Below are 16957 nucleotides of genomic sequence, written 5' to 3'. Positions count from 1 at the left end.
GTCGCGCCCGTGACATTTGTCACGCCGCGACGCTCCGCGGCGGTCCTCCGGCCGCGAGCCACCCGCCCCAACAACCGAGACTAGGTGTATGCGCTGACGCTGGCCGCACAGCACCTAGCGTCAGCGCATACACCTAGTCTCACCGGGAGGGCGGCGTCTCACCGGGGGCGTCTCACCGGGAGAGGCGACGTCTCACCGGGAGGGCGACGTCTCACCGGGGGCGTCTCACCGGGAGGGGACAGTCTCACCGGGAGGGGCGGCGCGCCTCCAGCAGGATGCGGCTGCTGTGGCACACGAACGCGCCGTCGCGCCGGATGATCTCGTGGATGTCGCGCAGCCGGTCCCGGTACTTCTCCACCGTGAAGCCGGGCACCGTCCAGATCACCTTGCGAAGGAAGTGCACGACGGCGGCGACGTCGTAGAACTCGATACGGGTGCGCTCCTCGCGCAACTCGACGACCTCGAGTCCCGCGTCGACCGTCTGCGCACGAAGCTTCTCGATGCTGGGCACCGGGTCCGCCGGTTGCGGTCCGAGGAGGAACTCATACAGCTCGACGTTCGACCGCTCGCCGATCTGCTGCGAGAAGTACGTGCCGCCTGGCTCGAGCACGCGGCGCACCTCGGCGAGGTTCTCCCGGCCGGGCACCGGATGCCTGCTCAGCACGAGCGCGAAGCTCGCGTCGTCGAACGGCAGCGGAGCATCCTCGTCCGACTGGGTCACCGTGCCGCCGAAGCGAGCCAGCGCGTTCCGCGCGAGCGGAACGTTGGGCGGCCATCCCTCGGTCGCCGCAACGCGTGCCGGCGTCGGGTCGGCTCCGCGGAGGATCTCGGCAAAGACCTCGCCTCCGCCGGTCTGCACGTCGAGCGCACTCGGCGCGGCGCCGGCGCGAACGGATGCCTGCCTCGCGTAGCCCCAGCTCGGCCGCTCCTCGGTGGCCCGGCCGTCGAACCACGAGAAGTCCCATCCCTCGGTGGGCACCGCCGCGCCCTCCGCGACGAGGGCGTCGAATGTCGCATCCACGAGACAGGAGTCTGCCAGCCCCCCCTGAGACCCCCAGAAGAGGCACGCGCGGGTGTATGCTCCCGTCTTGCGTGTGAAACGATTCATTTGCACCACGGAACGGCAAGGGAGCAGTTCATGGAGTTGGGGAAGCAGGGGTTGTCCCGCCGTTCGGCGCTGGGGCTCTTCGGTGCGGTGACTGCAGGCGCGGTTGTCGCCAATGCGGGCGCTGCAGTTGCGGCGCCCGCCGCCGAAACGCCGAGCACGCCGGGCGATGTCAGTGTGACGATCGGCGGTCGCCCCGCCGCTGTGGGGAGCTACGCGTTCCCCGACCAAGTGCCGTCGCTCGTTCTCGACAACGGCCTGGTGACGTTCACGTTCGGCCGTGACGACGCGGCCGGCGGCGTCGTCACGGGGTGGACGGACACCTCGATCACGGCCACGTCCGTCGTCGTGGACGGCGCCGAGCTCGCGCACAATCTCAACGGCGTCGACCCTCGTGACCCGGATCGCCAGCATTCGTTCTACATAGACGCGAGCGGCGGCAAGACCCGGCTGGTCTGCACCGAGGTGCGCGTGCTTCGCGTCTCTCGCGATCTCGTCGAGGTCGCCTTCCTCGACACGACGAGTACGCCCTTGCAGCACGAGCACCACCTGATCATGCGTCGCGGCAAGCGCGGCCTGTACGGGTACGACATCCTCACGGCCGCGGTGGGCACCTCGATCAACGAGGTGCGCATGAACGCTCGTTGGGATCGCGCGATCCTCGACAACGCCTACAACTGGGAACGCGGCAGCGGCAAGCAGCCGACGTATGCCTACCTCGCCACTCAGGAGAAGGTGCAAGACGAGACCTGGCGAGTGGACGGCATCAACAACCCGAACCTGCCGTCGCCTGAGGACAACTCGGGCAACCTTCCGGCCGGTTACGTCTACACGAAATACAACTGGAGCCTCTACCACCACGAGAACCCGATGTTCGGCCACTACGGTCACGGATTCGGCGCCTGGCTCACCCCGCTCGGCGGTGTCACCGAAGACACCCTGTGCGCGTTCTACGGTGTCGGTCCCAACCATCAAGACCTCGCCATCCACCAGGACGCGCTCATCCTGAACTACTTCGGCGCGAATCACTACGGCCTGCCGAGCTACCAGCTCGGCCAGGGCTATCGGCGTCTCTATGGGCCGTGGTACACCCACATCTCCACGGGCGCCACGGATGCCGAGGTGATCGCCAATGCGGCCGCCGCGGCTCAGACGGAGATCGCCGAGAACCGCGCGGGCGCGTCGTGGATCGTCGACGACCTCTACCCGGACCCCGGCGCTCGATCGCGCGTCACCGGCACGCTCCGACTCGCTGACGGTCGACCGGCGGACGGCTTCTACGTGCTCCTGTCGACGCAGACCGTCGCGGATGTCTACACGATCCACGAGCCGACGTACTGGGTGAAGACGGCGGCCGATGGCACCTTCGCACTGCCGGGCATCCCGCCGGCCTGGGCTCCCGGAACCAAGACGCCCGGCACGTACACCCTGTACGCGTTCGCATCCAAGGGTTCGGTGGTGGACCAGTATCAGCAGACCGGGATCACGGTCGCCGGTAAGACGACCGACCTGGGCACGATCACCTGGGCGCCGACCAACAGGTCGACGTTCCTGTGGCAGATCGGCCGCTCGGACCGCAGCACCCAGGAGTTCGCCCTGGCGACGAAGTCTCCGGTGCACTCTGAGCCACGCGCCTACGAGAAGCCGAGCGAGGTGCCCGGCACGTTGGCGTTCATCGTCGGCGAGAGCTGGGAACCCACCGATTGGTACTACGCCCAGACACAGGGCGGCACGTGGACGATGTCGTTCCCGCTCGATCGGGAGCTCACCGGCACGGCATACCTCACGGTCGCGACGGCGATGCAGCAGGGCGCTCGGCCGACTGTCGCCGTGAACGGCGACTCCTCGGCGATCACCGGATCGCTGCCGAACAACAACGACTCGACGATCGCGCGCCAGGCCGACCGCAGCGGCTATCCACGCACGGCCGTGCTGACGTTCCCGGCCAGCGCACTGGTGGTGGGCACGAACACGATCACGTTCACGCGGGGAAGCGGGACTCCGGCCGGTAACGGCTTGGGATGGGACACCATCCTGCTCGAGGTCGACGAGAGTCGTGCGCTGGAGAACGCGGAACTGACGGCCACAGCCGAGCTGATCAGCAAGGCGGGCAACAGCAAGGGAACGTGGAAGGTCACGGTGAACAACACCGGCGCCGGTGCAGCTCGCGACGTGCGGTTCGACTCCGTTCAGTGGCGTGCCGGCGGCAGGGTGCAGGTGCAGGGCCTGCCCACTGTCACGGGGCGCGATCCGAACAAGTTCCCGGTTCCGGTTGCCGCGAGCATTCCTCCCGGCGGTTCCGCGACGGCAGAGATCGCCGTGGACGCCAGCGGCGTACTCGGCGGGATCGGAGCGGGTGTCGAGATCGGCGTAAGCGCTAACGGCGGTCGCGCGAGCACCATCGTGACCGGCAAGAACGGCCCAGGTGCCTGAGTCACCTGACGGAGGTGGTACGTACCCTCACGGGGCAGCGCTGCCTTAGCGGAACATGTTGGCCGCGGACGAACGACCTGTTCCGCACGTCTACATTCGCCCTTTATTGCGCGAACTCGCCGACGAGGCGAACGGCGCCTCCGTCGACACCCTTCGCGCCCTGCTCGTAGCCGCTGAGCTCGTGCTCGGCGGTGGAGACCGTTCCGACCTGCCAAGCGGGAATGCCGTCTACCGCGAGGGTCGAGATGACGGTGGACGCGGCATCCGCTTCGACGACCGCGAAGAAGCCGATGCCCAGGTTCCAGGTGCCCTCCGCGCTCTGCAAGGTGGTGCCGGCAAGATCGCTCAGCACGCGGAACACCGGAGAAGGCGACCACGTCGAACGGTCGACGTCGACCCAGGCGCCGCGGGGCAGCACCCGCGCGAGGTTCGCCGCGATCCCGCCGCCGGTGACGTGCGATAGCGCATGAACGGATGCCCCGCTCGGCGAGGCGAGCACGCGCAGCAGCGGTGCGGTGTACAGCCTGGTCGGCTCGAGCAGGGTCTCTCCGACGACTCCGCCGAACTCGTCGAGCCGATCGGCGAATCCGATGTTCCGCTTCGCGAGGATGTGCCGCACCAGCGAGTAGCCGTTGGAGTGAAGTCCCGAGCTGCCCAGGGCGAGCACGACGTCGCCGTTCCGCACCTTCTCGGGGCCGAGTACGGCATGCGCCTCCACGACGCCGGTCGCGGCGCCCGCCACGTCGTAGTCATCCGGCCCGAGCAGGCCGGGATGCTCGGCGGTCTCGCCGCCAACGAGCGCTGTGCGGGTCTCGGAGCACGCGGCGGCGATGCCGCGAACGATGTCGGCGATGCGTTCGGGAACGACTTTGCCGCACGCGATGTAGTCCGTCATGAACAGCGGCCTTGCGCCGACCACGACGATGTCGTCGACCACCATGCCCACCAGGTCTTGCCCGATGGTGTCGTGTTTGTCGAGCGCCTGGGCGATGGCCACCTTGGTGCCCACGCCGTCGGTGGAGGTGGCCAGCAGGGGCCGCCTGTACCCGCGCAGCACGGATGCGTCGAACAAGCCCGCGAACCCGCCGACGCCGCCCAGCACCTCGGGCCCGTGGGTCTTCGCGACCGCGGACTTCATGAGCTCGACGGCGAGGTCGCCCGCAGCGGTGTCGACACCGGCCTCGCGGTAGGTGCTGGTGGAGTTCTCGGTCACGTTCCAAGGGTATGCGAGGCCGAAGCGAGGGTGCGTCTTCGTCGAACAGGCGCTTCCGCTGTCGCGGATTGCGGTTGTGTTCGCGGAACACCCGCAATCTGGGACAGCGGAATCACGAACGGGAGCCGGCGGCGACGATTGCGGCGAGCGCGGCATGCACGGTCTGCTCGAACATGTGAGGTGGCGGAGCGCCGAAGCCGACGACCATGGTCGCCGGTCTGGCTGCGCCGTCTTCCGCGTGCACTGGTTCACTTGCGGGCACGCGATACGTCTGAAGGCCGGCGAGCGCGAGCCCGAGGTGGTCCGCCTGCCGTGCCACGTCGGCCTCCTGGATGCCGTCGGGCAACTCGAGCAGGCAGTGCAGACCGGCTGGCATGCCGGTGATGCGGGCCGCAGGCATCCGTTCGGCGACGGCCCGCTCGAGGTACCGCCTGCGTTCCCGATAGCGTGCTCGGGCACCGCGAACGGCCCGGTCGTACTCGCCGCGATCGAGGAACTCGGCGAGCGCGAGTTGCGCGAGCGCTCCGGGCTTGGTGCCGTCGAGGCGACGCTCCTCAGCGACACCGTCGATCAGCGCGGGCGGAAGCACGCACCAGCCGAGGCCGATGCCCGGGCCGAGCGCCTTGCTCGCCGTGCCGACGTAGACGACTCGATCGGGAGCGAGCGACTGCAGCGCCCCGACCGCGCGCCGATCGAAGCGGAACTCACCGTCGTAGTCGTCCTCGATCACGAACCCCCCGGTTCGCTCGGCCCACTGCACCGCGGATGCGCGACGACCGGGGCTCAGCGCGACGCCGGTCGGGAACTGGTGCGCGGGGGTGAGCAGCACGGCATCCACTCGCAACTCGTCGAGCCGCTCGACCACGGCTCCGGCGTCGTCGACGGGCAGCGGCACGGTCTGCAGCCCGAGCGCGGCGAGGATGTCCCGGTGCGGCTGGTGCCCGTACTCCTCCACGGCGATGCGGCGCGCTCCGGATGCCACGAGGGCGCGTCCGACGAGTTGCACGGCGTGCCCGGCCCCGTGTGTGACGTGCACGGCCGCCGCGGCGACGGAGACACCGCGGGCGCGCCCGAGGTAGGTCGCGAGCGCATGCCGGAGCGGCTCGACGCCCGCGGGGTCGCCGTAGCCGAAGGCGGAGACCGGCGCCGCCGAGACGGCACGGCGCATCGCCGAGGCCCACGCAGCTCGCGGAAAGCCCGAGGCGTCGGGGATGCCTGCACGCAGGTCCAACCGGATGCTTGCGCCCGCCGCGCTCCCTCCGGCACTCACATCGGCGGCAGCCGCGCCGACTCGACCGGCATTTCCGGGCGGGATAGCACCGGCCCTTGCGCCGTCGGATGCCGTCCCGCCAGCCGCCACCCACGTCCCCGCGCCGGTGCGCGCCTCGAGCCACCCCTCGCCCACCAACCGGCTGTACGCCTCGGCGACACTGTTGCGGGCGATTCCGAGGTCCCGGGCGAGACTGCGGGTGGCAGGCATCCGGGTACCGGGAGCAAGCCGCCCATCACGGATCATGTCCCGCATCGCGGCCTCCAACGAGTCCGTCTTACGACGTGGGTCGATCGCCAGATGCAGGTCGATGCCTACCGCCGAGGGGATGCCGGCGGAATCGTCGGCGGTCGTGTCCGAGAGCGGATTGGCCCAGGCATCCGTCATGAGAATGGACTGTAGCAGCGCGCCACTTGCGTCGTACGGTGAAGACATGACCGACACCATCGCCCCCGCGACCGACGAGGTCGTTCTCCCGCCCATCCGCTTCGATTTCGACGAACTGGCCCCCGCATTCTCGCGCGCGCTGGCGCATCTCGACCATGCGGCCGTCGTGGAGCTCGATGCCGCGGGCATCCCGATGGGCCTCCGTCACCTGGTGAAGCTACGCGCGTCGCAACTGAACGGATGCTCGTACTGCGTCGACATGCACTCTCGCGACGCCCGCGACGCGGGCGAGTCGTTCCAGCGGATCGCCGCGGTCTCCGTGTGGGAGGAGGCGCACTTCTTCACGGCGCGGGAGCGGGCAGCCTTCGAGCTGACGGATGTCGTCACCCGCGTCTCCGAGACCCACGTGCCCGACGAGGTGGTAGCCCACGCCCTGACGGTGTTCTCGGAGAAGGAGGTGTCCGCGCTGCTGGCTCTCATCGTGTCCATCAACGCGTGGAACGAGATCGGCGTGACGGCGCGCTGCTGGCGGGCGTCCATCGAAGCGTAGTAATCGACGGGCCGTCAGATGCGCTGAAGGTGGGGACGTGGCCCCTCGAGTCGGGCCACCGCGATCTTCACCTCGACGAGCTCATCCTTCACGCCGGCGACCTCTCGCCTGACGTCGGCGATCTCCGCTTCGACCTTCTCGAAGCGCGCATCGACCCGATCGAACCGGGCATCGACCTTCTCGAAGCGCGCGTCGACCCGGGCGAACTGCGTGTCCAGGCGCTTGGTCTGATGCGCAAGCATTCCTCCGACACCGCCCAGTACCGACACCGCGAAGGCGAACAAGGCGATGATCATTCCGATCACGTCGGCGGACACGAACACCCTCCCATTCTGCCTGCTGAGGCGCGAGCACACCACCGACGGTATGGCCGGTCGAAGGCGCACCGTACTCTGGCCGGCCGAACTGGGGAGCGGCTGCCACGAACGACGCTGTGGACGGGGAGAACCGAATGATGGGCTCAGGCCGCGGCCGGCTCGAGCGCGTGCAGGTACTCCTCCCACGTGGCCGTTCCGCGCTCCTGACCCTTCGACACGATCGCGCCGTGCAGCACGGCCTTCGCCGCCTTCCCGGGAAGGCCCACTGAGACGATCCAGCGTCGCCGACCGACCGACCTCAGGTAAGCGCGGATCAACTCGTGCGTGTTGTACACGCGCGGGCCGCCGAACTCCGGCACGTAACCGGCCGGCTCCCCTTCGGCGAGCGCTACCAGCCGGTCCGCGACCTCTTCTGCAGCGACCGGTTGCACGTGCATCCGCTTCGGCAAAGGCACGATCGGAAGCTTCGCCACCGACTGCGCGACCGGGTACACGAGTGTGAAGAACTGCGTCGCGCGCAGCGTCGTGAACGGGATGCCCGAGCGCTCGATCACGAGCTCGCCCTGGCGCTTCTGCGCGAAGTACTCGAACATCGCGTGATCGGTCCTCGAGTGCACGGGTACACTGTCGGCGCCCGCGACGGAGATGTACACGAGGTGGCGGATGCCTGCCTGCTTCGCCGCTGCGACGAGCCGCCGTGCCTTCTCGCCGTCTCCTTTCTGCGACCCGGCGCAGTGCACCACGACGTCGACGCCGGCGACGGCATCCGCCACGCCTTCGCCTGTCTCGAGGTCGCCCGCGACGTACTCCACGTCGTCGCGCGGCCCCGACCCGCGCCGGCTGACGACACGCACGGAACGGCCGCGCTCCCGGAGGCGGTCGACGACCAGAGAGCCGAGCGTTCCGGCGCCTCCCGTGACGAGTACGAGTCCGCGCGTGCTGCCGTTGCCTGAGGTTGATGATGCCATGAGCTGCCTTTCGTCGTGCGGCATCCGCCTGCCGCTGTTCGATGCGTTCACCCCTTCGATGCGACAAGTCGACAAAATGTGACAGGTGACCACAACGACGTCGCTCGAGGAGGCCTTCACTGCGCTGCGACCCAGGCTGCGCTCGCTGGCCTACCGCATGCTCGGCTCGTTCAGCGACGCCGATGACGCGGTGCAGGAGACCTGGCTGAGCGCCTCCCGCGCGGACGTCTCCCGCATACGCAACCTGGACGCCTGGCTCACGACCGTCGCCGGCCGCGTGTGTCTGATGATGCTGCGCTCGCGGCGGACTCATGACACCACGTCGCTGGATGCCTCGCTCGGCACATCCGGCGAACTCGGAGTGCCGGATGCCGCGATCGTCTCCGACTCCTCGATCCGGACTGCTCCGGATGCCGCGGCGATGGCATCCGAGTCCGTGGGACTCGCGATGCTGATCGTGCTGCAGACGCTGAAGCCCGATGAGCGCCTCTCGTTCGTGCTGCACGACACGTTCGCCGTACCCTTCGACGACATCGCCGAGATCCTGGAGACCACTCCGACCTCGGCCCGTCAGCTGGCCAGCCGTGCGAGAGCGAAGGTGCGCACCGCTCCCACGCCCGACCCGGACCGTCGACGTCAGCGGGCCGCCGTCGACGCGTTCTTCGCCGCAGCCCGCGATGGCGACTTCGATGCGCTGCTGAAGGTGTTGCATCCGCTGGTGGTGCTGCGGTCCGACGGAGGCGAGTTGCGGGCATCCGCGACCACGATCATCCGTGGCCCGCGCGCCATCGCGAACCAGGCGATGATGTTCACCTCGTTCTCGCCGTACCGCAAGGATGCCTGGATCAACGGCGCCGCGGGCGTCGCGATCGTCGGCCCGCACGGGCCGATCTCGGTGATGGCGTTCACCGTGGTCGACGGTGTCATCGTCGAGATCGAGGTGATCGCGGATCCAGAACGGCTGGCCGGATTGCTGCCGGCCGACCTGCTGTCTACGGCCCACTGAGTAGCGGCGGCGGTGAGCTGCGGCCAGCAGATGCCCAGCCGCTCAAATGAGAGACTGGTCGAGCCCGAGTTCACGGGCGCGACCCCACCCTCAGGAGCACACTTCCAGCATGTGCGGCATCGTCGGCATCGTCTCCACCGAGCCGGTCAACCAACTGGTCTACGACAGCCTTCTCCTGCTGCAGCACCGCGGCCAGGACTCCACCGGAATCGCCACCGCCGAAGGCAGCACTTTTCACATCCACAAGGCACGCGGGCAGGTGCGGGAGGCGTTCCGCACCCGCGACATGCGCTCACTGCTCGGCACGATGGGCCTCGGCCACGCGCGCTACACCACCAAGGGCGATGCGGCCAACGAGCAGGAGGCGCAGCCGTTCTACGTGAACGCGCCGTACGGCATCATCCTGGTGCACAACGGCAACCTCACGAACACCCGCGAGCTGGCGAACGACCTGTTCCACATCGACCGACGGCACGTGAACTCCACGAGCGACACCGAGCTGCTGCTGAACGTGCTCGCCACCGAGCTGCAGGGCCAGATCAGCGGCCTCGAGTTCGACCCTGACCAGGTGTTCAACGCCGTGGAGCAGGTGCACGAGCGGGTCGAGGGCGCCTACGCCGCGATCGCGATGATCGCGGGACAGGGGCTGCTCGCGTTCCGCGACCCGTTCGGCATCCGCCCGCTCATCCTCGGGCGCAAGCCGGCCGGGCTGGTGGGTGACGAGTGGATCGTCGCCTCCGAGTCCGTGGTTCTCGAGGCGCTCGGCTACGAGGTAGTGAGGGATGTCGCACCCGGCGAGGCCGTGTTCATCACGCTCTCGGGTGAGCTGTATTCGCGCCAGTGCGCGAAGAATCCGGTGCTGATCCCGTGCTCGTTCGAATACGTGTACCTGGCCCGGCCCGACTCGGTGATGAACGGCATCTCGGTGTACGAGGCACGGCTGCGGCTGGGCAACCGGCTGGCCGACACGATCGCGCGCTACGCGCCGCTCGGCGACATCGACGTCGTGATGCCGATTCCGGATTCCTCGCGTCCCGCGGCATCACAGGTGGCGCAGAAGCTCGGCATCGAGTACCGCGAGGGCTTCTACAAGAACCGGTACGTCGGTCGCACGTTCATCATGCCCGGACAGGCGCAGCGCAAGAAGAGCGTTCGGCAGAAGCTGAACGCCATGTCGAGCGAGTTCAAGGGCAAGAACGTGCTCATCGTCGACGACTCGATCGTGCGCGGCACGACCTCGAAGGAGATCGTCGACATGGCCCGTGCCGCCGGCGCGAACCAGGTGACGTTCACGTCGGCGGCGCCGCCGGTGCGGTACCCGCACGTCTACGGCATCAACATGCCGAGCCGCGAAGAGCTCATCGCGGCAGGGCGCAAGATCCCCGAGATCGCGCTCGAACTCGGCGCCGACAGCCTCATCTACCAAGAGGTGGGCGACATGAAGGATGCCATCCTCGAGGGTCAGGACATCGTCACCGACCTGGAGATGAGCTGCTTCACCGGCGACTACATCACCGGAACGGTCACGCCGGAGTATCTCGAGTGGGTGGAGCGCACGCAGCTCAGCTAAGCGCTCTCACGGACCGGCATCGAGGCCGAACGGTGCGCTGAGGTCAGGCGCCGTCGTCCCGACGTTCCCGCGACACGGGATGCTCTTCGACGTCGGCCGAACGCTCGTCGGGCTCCGCTTCGGCCGGAAGCTCGCCCAGATCGTGCAGGTCCTCCTCGTCGGGCGCAGCCGTGGTGCGCACGTCGATGCGGTCGGCGACCACGGTTCGCTCGGTGTGCTTCGTCGCGGCCGACGCGATGATCGCGGCTATGGCGCCGAGCCCCACTCCGATGGCGACGGCGCCCAGCAGCACGAACCCGAACACGGTATTGCGGTCGTAGCCCTGGCCCTGCGGCAACGAGTAGGTCGCGATGAACGCGGCGACCGCGAAGACGGCACCGCCGAGCACCATGAAGCGGCCGTATCGCGGGGTGCGGCGCACACGCACCTCGTGCTCGGACGCCACGATGGCCTCCTCGCGGATCGGCTCGTTGCCAGAGACTTCGCCGACCGGGCGTTCGCCTGCCGCCGCTGTCTCAGCGGGCGTCGCGTCGTGCATCGATCCGTCACTCGCCGAAGCGTTCACGCCGCCAGAGGCGGGAGCGTCGTCGTCGGAGGGATTGCGGGGGTCGCGGGGCACTCATCCATTCTCACGCATGCCGGCTGTGCCCTTGCTTGGCCGCTCAACGCAGGCGATACACCGGCAGGTACGGCTCCAACGTGGCGCGGGTGCCGGAGGCGTGCACTGCCCCGGATGCCTGCGCCTGGGCCCACGAGGAACCCCCGGTGGCCAGGGCGAGCCAGGTGGCGGCATCCATCTCGACCACATTGGGCGGAGTTCCACGGGTGTGGCGGGGCCCTTCCACGCACTGCACGGCGCCGAACGGCGGCACCCGCACCTCGACAGAGTTGCCCGGAACCTTGTCGGCCAGTGCCTGCAGCAGGTAGCGCACGGCTGTGGCCGTGGCTTCGCGGGAGGCGGATGCCTGCAGCGCCTCCGCCACCGCCGTCATGCCGTCGGCTTCGCCGATGCGTGCCCTCGCCAACGGATGCCTACGCGCCGTGTTCGCGGAACCAGCCGACGAGCGCGTTGGCGTGCCCGTGCCCGATGCCGAACTCGTTCTTGAGATACGCGACCTGCTCCATGTGCTTGCGGTCCGCGACCTTCTCGAGCTCGTGCATCCAGTGGTCGATGGGCTGCCCGTACTTCTTCTCGATCGAGGGGAAGTACGACGCGGGTCCGGTGACTTTCTCGTCGGCCATCCATCCATATTGCCGCGAGCACCAGAAAGGCGCCACAGCCGCGCGTCCGGCTGTTGGCATCGGCCTCCGTCGTCGCCCGGCGTAAGAATCCAGCCAGCCCCTAGCATGGGCAGGGTGAGGATTCTCGTACTGGGCTCCGGCGCGCGCGAGCACGCCATCATCCGCGCGTTGCTGGCGGAGGATGCCGACCACGACATCACCGCGGCCCCCGGCAACGCGGGCATCGCCGAAGACGTGCGCACCATCGGCATCGACCCGAACGACTCGGCCGCGGTCGCCGGATACGCGGAGGCGCACGGCGTCGAGCTCGTCGTGGTGGGGCCGGAGGCACCGCTCGTCGCGGGCGTGAGCGACGCTGTTCGGGAACGCGGCATCCCGGTGTTCGGCCCCAGCAAGGCCGCAGCCAAGCTCGAGGGCTCCAAAGCGTTCGCGAAGCGCATCATGGAGTCCGCCGGCGTGCCGACGGGCAGAGCCGAGGTCGCGGGCACGATCGACGAGGTGCGCAAGACGATCGACCGCTTCGGCGCACCGTACGTCGTGAAGGCGAATGGCCTCGCCGCAGGAAAGGGCGTTCTCGTCACCGAGGACCGCGATGCCGCGCTCGAACACGCCAGGCAGTGGCTGGAGCACGGAACCGTGCTGGTCGAGGAGTTCCTCGCCGGCCGCGAGGTATCGCTCTTCCTGCTCAGCGACGGCGAGCACGTGCTCCCGCTCTCACCGGCGCAGGACTACAAGCGGCTCCTCGACGGCGACGAAGGCCCGAACACAGGCGGCATGGGTGCCTACTCGCCGGTGCCCTGGCTCGAGGAGAGCTTCGTCGACGAGGTGATCGAGACGATCGCCCTGCCGACGGTGCGCGCGATGGCCGAGGAGCAGACTCCGTTCATCGGGCTCCTCTACTGCGGCCTCATCGTGACGGAAGCCGGGCCTCGCGTCATCGAGTTCAACGCACGCTTCGGAGACCCCGAGACGCAGGTGGTGCTGCCGCGGCTCCTCACACCGCTCTCCGGCCTGCTGTACGCGGCGGCCACGGGCGAGCTCGGCGGCGTTCCGCGGCCCGAGTTCGCCCTGGATGTCGCGGTCGGCGTGGTGCTCGCCAGCGAAGGGTACCCGGAGGCGCCGGTGACGGGGCGCGCCATCCTCGGGATGGATGCGGCATCCGCAGTTCCCGAAGTACAGCTCCTGCACGCGGCGACCGACATCGCAGCGATCGCGACGGATGCCACGTCGAGCTGGTCGACCGAGACGCTCGTGACATCCGGTGGTCGGGTGCTCACGGTCGTGGCACTCGGCTCCACCTTCGACGAGGCCCGCGAACGCGCGTACGAGGCGATCGGAAAGCTCACCATCGAAGGCGGCCAGTACCGAACGGACATCGCGGCGGCGGTGGCGCCGTCCGCGCACTGACGTCGCAGTAGCGGCGCATCACGGCCGCTATGCGCCCTGGGGCGGGTCCACCAGCAGGGCGACTCGTTCGGCGAGGTATGCGTCGAAGCCAGTGAGCGCGTCCGGGTTCGACGGGACCCAGCGCACGAAGGCGTCGCCGTCGCGCACGGTGAGCGGGCCGGGTGCTCCCACCAGGCTCGAATCGAGCGGTATGGGCGCCGCGTCGAAGTTCACGCTCGTTCCCGGCGGGTAGTGACCGCGGAACGCAGCGACGCGCAGCTGGCGGCGTCGCTCGGCGGATGCCGCGATGAACGTTGTGCGGCCCGGTTCATGGGCGCGCGTGAGGGATCCGGTCGCGAAGAGGGCGGGCAGACGCATTGGTGCCTCGCCGGCCGTGGGCGTGGAACTGTGCGAGTCATCCGCCCCTTCGGCCATGAGCAGCAGCACTCCCAGTCGCCACGCGCTGCCCAGTGGGCGCAACCGCTCGGGACGCGGCACGAGCAGCACGCGTGACGGCGGCACGTACTCGGCGAGCGCTTCGGTGCGTGCCCCGGCGGCAGCGAGACGTGCGGCAGCATCCGTGAGCGCAGCGCATACCCGCGCGACGGCCGCCTCATCCGCCGCCGACACTGCGTTCCGCTCCTGCCCGGTCACCCGCTCCTCCACGTCATACGCCCCGAATCGCCGTCGTCGGCTCGCGCCGGCACGGTCGGCCAGCTACCACGCTACGGACGAACGAGCACGCCACGCACGATCGTGCACGCAATAGACGTCGTTTCCGTGGTGCCTCGTGCGTTGCGTGCTCGCTCGTCGTTTCCGTGCCGCCTCAGCCCAGGAGGCGGTCGAGGTAGGCGTTGCGGAAGACGCGGTGCGGGTCGTACTTCGCCACGAGGGCGCGGAAGTCCTCGAACCGCGGATACAGCGACGGGATAACGCCGTGCGTGTCAAGGAACAGCTTGCCCCAGTGCGGCCGGGCGCCCAGCGGGAACAGGGCATCCTCGATCGCGGGGAGCACAGCCTCGACGCCTGCCTGGTCGCGCTTCCAGGTGAAGTGGATGCCCAGCACGTCGCGCTCGTATGCGGAGCTCAGCCACAGATCGTCGGCGGCGACCGTGCGCAGTTCGGTCACCTGCAGCATGGGCGCGATCTGCTCGGCGAGCGAGAGCACCGCCCGAAGTGCGTCGACGGCACGCTCGCGCGGCACGAGGTATTCGCTCTGGATCTCCTCGCCGTTCGACGGGGTGAACGCGAGCTTGAAGTGCGGAAGGCGGTCGTACCACGGCCCTGGCACGCCGAACTGGTCGGTGCACGCCGTCGCGTCGACTCCCGGAAGCGGATGCCTCTTCTCGGTCGCGCGCGCGCTTCCGAAGAACGTCTCGGGAGCTGGGGTTGAGTCATCCGTCACGGCCCGCTTGAGCCACACCTGCTGCACGCCGCCCACCCAGCCGGTGAACATGCTCACGCTGTACGAAGCGGAAGTGATGGCGTCGAAGTTCTCCAGAACGGTCGGCCAGTCCAGCCCGTCGTAAACGGTCTGGGCGACGTCGAACGTCGGCACGACGTCGAGAGTGACGGCGGTCACGAGGCCGAGCGCGCCGATGCCGACCACGGCGCCCGCGAAGTCCTCGTCTCCGCGGTGCAGAGTGCGCAGCTCGCCCGTGCCGTCGACGAACTCGATGCCGCGAACCATCGCGGCGAGGTTCTGGTTGCGATCCCCTGACCCGTGCGTCGCGGTGGCGATCGCTCCTGCCACGGAGATGTGCGGCAGGGACGCGAGGTTCGGCAGGGCCCAGCCACTGGCATCCAGCTGCTCGGCGACGTCGCCGTAACGGGTGCCGCCGGACACCGTCACGGTGCGCTCTGCCTCGTCGAGCTCGTAGCGCGGCGGCAGCGCCGTCATCGCGATCAGGTCGCCCGTGGTGTCGGCGATGTCGTTGAAGCAGTGCCGGGTGCCGAGCGCGCGAACGCGTCCGCCAGCAGCGACAGCATCGCGCACGGCCTTCTGCACCGCCTCGACGGATGCTGGATGCACCACCTCGCTCGCCCGGTACGCGTAGTTGCCCGCCCAGTTGGTGCCTGCCGATTCGGCCACGTCGCCTCTCCTCATCGCAATCGATACGCATTTGTTGTTAGCAAGAACAATTGTGCCCTACGTCGGCGCTCGACTGCGACCGCCGACGGTCACATCCACGAATAGTGGACCGGAATTGTCGCTTCACGCGGCTGGAGCGACATCAGGAGTCCATATTTCCATCCGACCTGGGCTGAGCACGAAGCGCTTCTCGATCGCCCTATCGCGGCGGTGCCACTCACGGGCTCAATCGGTTCGGCCCCGCGAGCAAGCTCGCGGCGCTCTCACCTCAATCGCCCATATCGCAGCGGTGCCACTCACGGGCTCAATCGGTTCGGCCCCGCGAGCAAGCTCGCGGCGCTCTCACCTCAATCGCCCATATCGCGGCGGTGCCACTCACGGGCTCAATCGGTTCGGCCCCGCGAGCAAGCTCGCGGCGCTCTCACCTCAATCGCCCATACGATTGAGAAGTGACGACGACATCGAGCACGGCGGCGCTTCCCGGCTGGACTCACGCGTACTCGGGCAAAGTCCGCGACCTTTACATTCCGCAGGCGGCGGCATCCATCGAGGCCGCGGATGCCCTTCTGGTCGTCGCGAGCGACCGGGTGAGCGCCTTCGACTTCGTGCTCGAGCCCGGCATTCCGAGCAAGGGCGAGCTGCTGACGACGCTGTCCTTGTGGTGGTTCGACCGCCTCGCCGATGTGCCGAACCACCTCGTCGCCGACCGCACGCTCGATGGAGTCGAGCGCATCCCGGCCGAGGTCGCCAGCCGCGCCATGCTCGTGAAACCGCTCACGATGTACCCCATCGAGTGCGTCGTGCGCGGCTACCTCACCGGCAGCGGATGGGCCGAATACCAGCAATCGCAGAGCGTCTGCGGGGTGTCGCTGCCCGCCGGGCTGCAGAACGGCGATCGCCTTCCGGAGCCCATCTACACGCCCGCGTTCAAGGCTCCGCAGGGGGAGCACGACGAGAACATCAGCTTCGAACGCACGGCCGAACTGGTCGGGGCGGATGCCGCGGCGCAGCTTCGCGACGCATCCTTCGAGGTGTACCGGCGGGCATCCGCCATCGCGGAGGAGCGCGGGCTGATCCTCGCAGACACCAAGTTCGAGTTCGGTGCAGACAGGCACACCGGCGAGCTGACCATCGCCGACGAGGTGCTCACCAGCGACTCCAGCCGGTACTGGGATGCCGGAGCATGGCGCACCGGCGCCACTCCTGCCGAGCGCATGGCGAGCTTCGACAAGCAGATCGTGCGCGACTGGCTGAGCGCGCATTGGGACAAAACGGGCAACCCGCCCGTGCTGCCCGACGACGTGGTGCAGCGCACCGCCGCCCGCTACCGCGAGCTGCTGGAGCGCATCACAGGCGATTGAGGCGTGGTTGCGAAAGCTCGCTTTCGCAACCACGCCGATTGAGTCTGTTGAGCGGCG

Annotated in this window: 16 protein-coding genes; 6 read left to right on the top strand and 10 right to left on the bottom strand. The window is 68.7% G+C overall.

From position 1 onward, the window contains the following. Positions 1-244 precede the first annotated feature (244 nt). Positions 245-1021, bottom strand: a complete 777-nt coding sequence (locus tag ACYVII_RS16225) for a methyltransferase domain-containing protein (RefSeq protein WP_460536994.1) — start codon at positions 1019-1021, stop codon at positions 245-247. 117 nt (positions 1022-1138) lie between these two features. Between ACYVII_RS16225 and ACYVII_RS16220 the strand changes: the two genes are divergently transcribed. Further along, positions 1139-3538 (top strand): polysaccharide lyase family 4 protein, encoded by a 2400-nt coding sequence (locus ACYVII_RS16220; protein WP_460536992.1) that lies wholly within the window; start codon positions 1139-1141, stop codon positions 3536-3538. Between the two features lie 103 nt (positions 3539-3641). On the opposite strand, the gene purM is transcribed toward ACYVII_RS16220, so the two are convergent. Further along, positions 3642-4751: a phosphoribosylformylglycinamidine cyclo-ligase gene (gene purM / locus ACYVII_RS16215; RefSeq protein WP_460536989.1), complete on the bottom strand. Its 1110-nt coding sequence runs from the start codon at positions 4749-4751 to the stop codon at positions 3642-3644. Between the two features lie 112 nt (positions 4752-4863). Continuing rightward, a complete protein-coding gene (gene pdxR, locus ACYVII_RS16210) occupies positions 4864-6456 on the bottom strand; it encodes a MocR-like pyridoxine biosynthesis transcription factor PdxR (RefSeq protein ID WP_460536986.1) in 1593 nt (530 codons plus the stop codon). Between pdxR and ACYVII_RS16205 the strand changes: the two genes are divergently transcribed. Beyond that, positions 6455-6958: a carboxymuconolactone decarboxylase family protein gene (locus tag ACYVII_RS16205; RefSeq protein ID WP_460536984.1), complete on the top strand. Its 504-nt coding sequence runs from the start codon at positions 6455-6457 to the stop codon at positions 6956-6958. The two genes, pdxR and ACYVII_RS16205, sit on opposite strands and share 2 nt — an antisense overlap. Before the next feature lie 14 nt (positions 6959-6972). Here the strand turns inward: ACYVII_RS16205 and ACYVII_RS16200 are convergent, their stop codons facing one another. Further along, the gene (locus ACYVII_RS16200) at positions 6973-7281 is read right to left on the bottom strand and encodes a response regulator (protein WP_460536982.1); all 309 of its coding nucleotides are present in this window, start codon (positions 7279-7281) and stop codon (positions 6973-6975) included. A gap of 137 nt (positions 7282-7418) precedes the next feature. After that, positions 7419-8294 carry an SDR family oxidoreductase gene (locus ACYVII_RS16195; RefSeq protein WP_460536980.1) on the bottom strand — a complete coding sequence of 292 codons (876 nt, stop codon included), beginning with the start codon at positions 8292-8294 and terminating at the stop codon, positions 7419-7421. A 34-nt stretch (positions 8295-8328) separates the two neighbouring features. On the opposite strand from ACYVII_RS16195, the gene ACYVII_RS16190 reads away from it, so the two are divergent. Together ACYVII_RS16190 and purF are read left to right on the top strand one after the other, a co-directional pair. Beyond that, positions 8329-9249, top strand: coding sequence for a sigma-70 family RNA polymerase sigma factor family protein (locus ACYVII_RS16190; RefSeq protein WP_460536978.1), 921 nt, complete (start codon positions 8329-8331; stop codon positions 9247-9249). A gap of 109 nt (positions 9250-9358) precedes the next feature. Continuing rightward, on the top strand, positions 9359-10819 hold the full coding sequence (purF, locus tag ACYVII_RS16185) for an amidophosphoribosyltransferase (RefSeq protein WP_460536976.1): 1461 nt from the start codon (positions 9359-9361) through the stop codon (positions 10817-10819). A gap of 43 nt (positions 10820-10862) precedes the next feature. Here purF and ACYVII_RS16180 read toward each other — a convergent pair whose 3' ends face one another. From ACYVII_RS16180 to ACYVII_RS16170, 3 genes are read right to left on the bottom strand one after another with little or no spacing between them, the layout of a single operon-like run. After that, positions 10863-11438, bottom strand: a complete 576-nt coding sequence (locus ACYVII_RS16180) for a hypothetical protein (RefSeq protein ID WP_460536974.1) — start codon at positions 11436-11438, stop codon at positions 10863-10865. A 43-nt stretch (positions 11439-11481) separates the two neighbouring features. Next, entirely contained in the window at positions 11482-11811 is a 330-nt protein-coding gene (locus ACYVII_RS16175) for a sterol carrier family protein (RefSeq protein WP_460536972.1), read from the bottom strand. A 40-nt stretch (positions 11812-11851) separates the two neighbouring features. Next, positions 11852-12061 (bottom strand): DUF4287 domain-containing protein, encoded by a 210-nt coding sequence (locus ACYVII_RS16170; RefSeq protein WP_460536970.1) that lies wholly within the window; start codon positions 12059-12061, stop codon positions 11852-11854. A 114-nt stretch (positions 12062-12175) separates the two neighbouring features. Between ACYVII_RS16170 and purD the strand changes: the two genes are divergently transcribed. Further along, positions 12176-13468, top strand: coding sequence for a phosphoribosylamine--glycine ligase (gene purD / locus ACYVII_RS16165; protein ID WP_460536967.1), 1293 nt, complete (start codon positions 12176-12178; stop codon positions 13466-13468). A gap of 27 nt (positions 13469-13495) precedes the next feature. On the opposite strand, the gene ACYVII_RS16160 is transcribed toward purD, so the two are convergent. Both ACYVII_RS16160 and ACYVII_RS16155 read right to left on the bottom strand, forming a co-directional pair. Then, positions 13496-14101, bottom strand: a complete 606-nt coding sequence (locus ACYVII_RS16160) for a hypothetical protein (RefSeq protein WP_460536964.1) — start codon at positions 14099-14101, stop codon at positions 13496-13498. Between the two features lie 172 nt (positions 14102-14273). Then, positions 14274-15539 carry an FAD-binding oxidoreductase gene (locus ACYVII_RS16155; protein WP_460536961.1) on the bottom strand — a complete coding sequence of 422 codons (1266 nt, stop codon included), beginning with the start codon at positions 15537-15539 and terminating at the stop codon, positions 14274-14276. Positions 15540-15988: 449 nt separating this feature from the next. On the opposite strand from ACYVII_RS16155, the gene ACYVII_RS16150 reads away from it, so the two are divergent. Continuing rightward, on the top strand, positions 15989-16900 hold the full coding sequence (locus tag ACYVII_RS16150) for a phosphoribosylaminoimidazolesuccinocarboxamide synthase (RefSeq protein WP_460536959.1): 912 nt from the start codon (positions 15989-15991) through the stop codon (positions 16898-16900). The last annotated feature ends 57 nt before the right edge of the window (positions 16901-16957 follow it).

Source organism: Humibacter ginsengiterrae, from assembly GCF_054780115.1.
The sequence above is the reverse complement of the archived record's forward strand: the minus strand, read 5'-3'. Positions and strand labels throughout refer to the sequence as shown.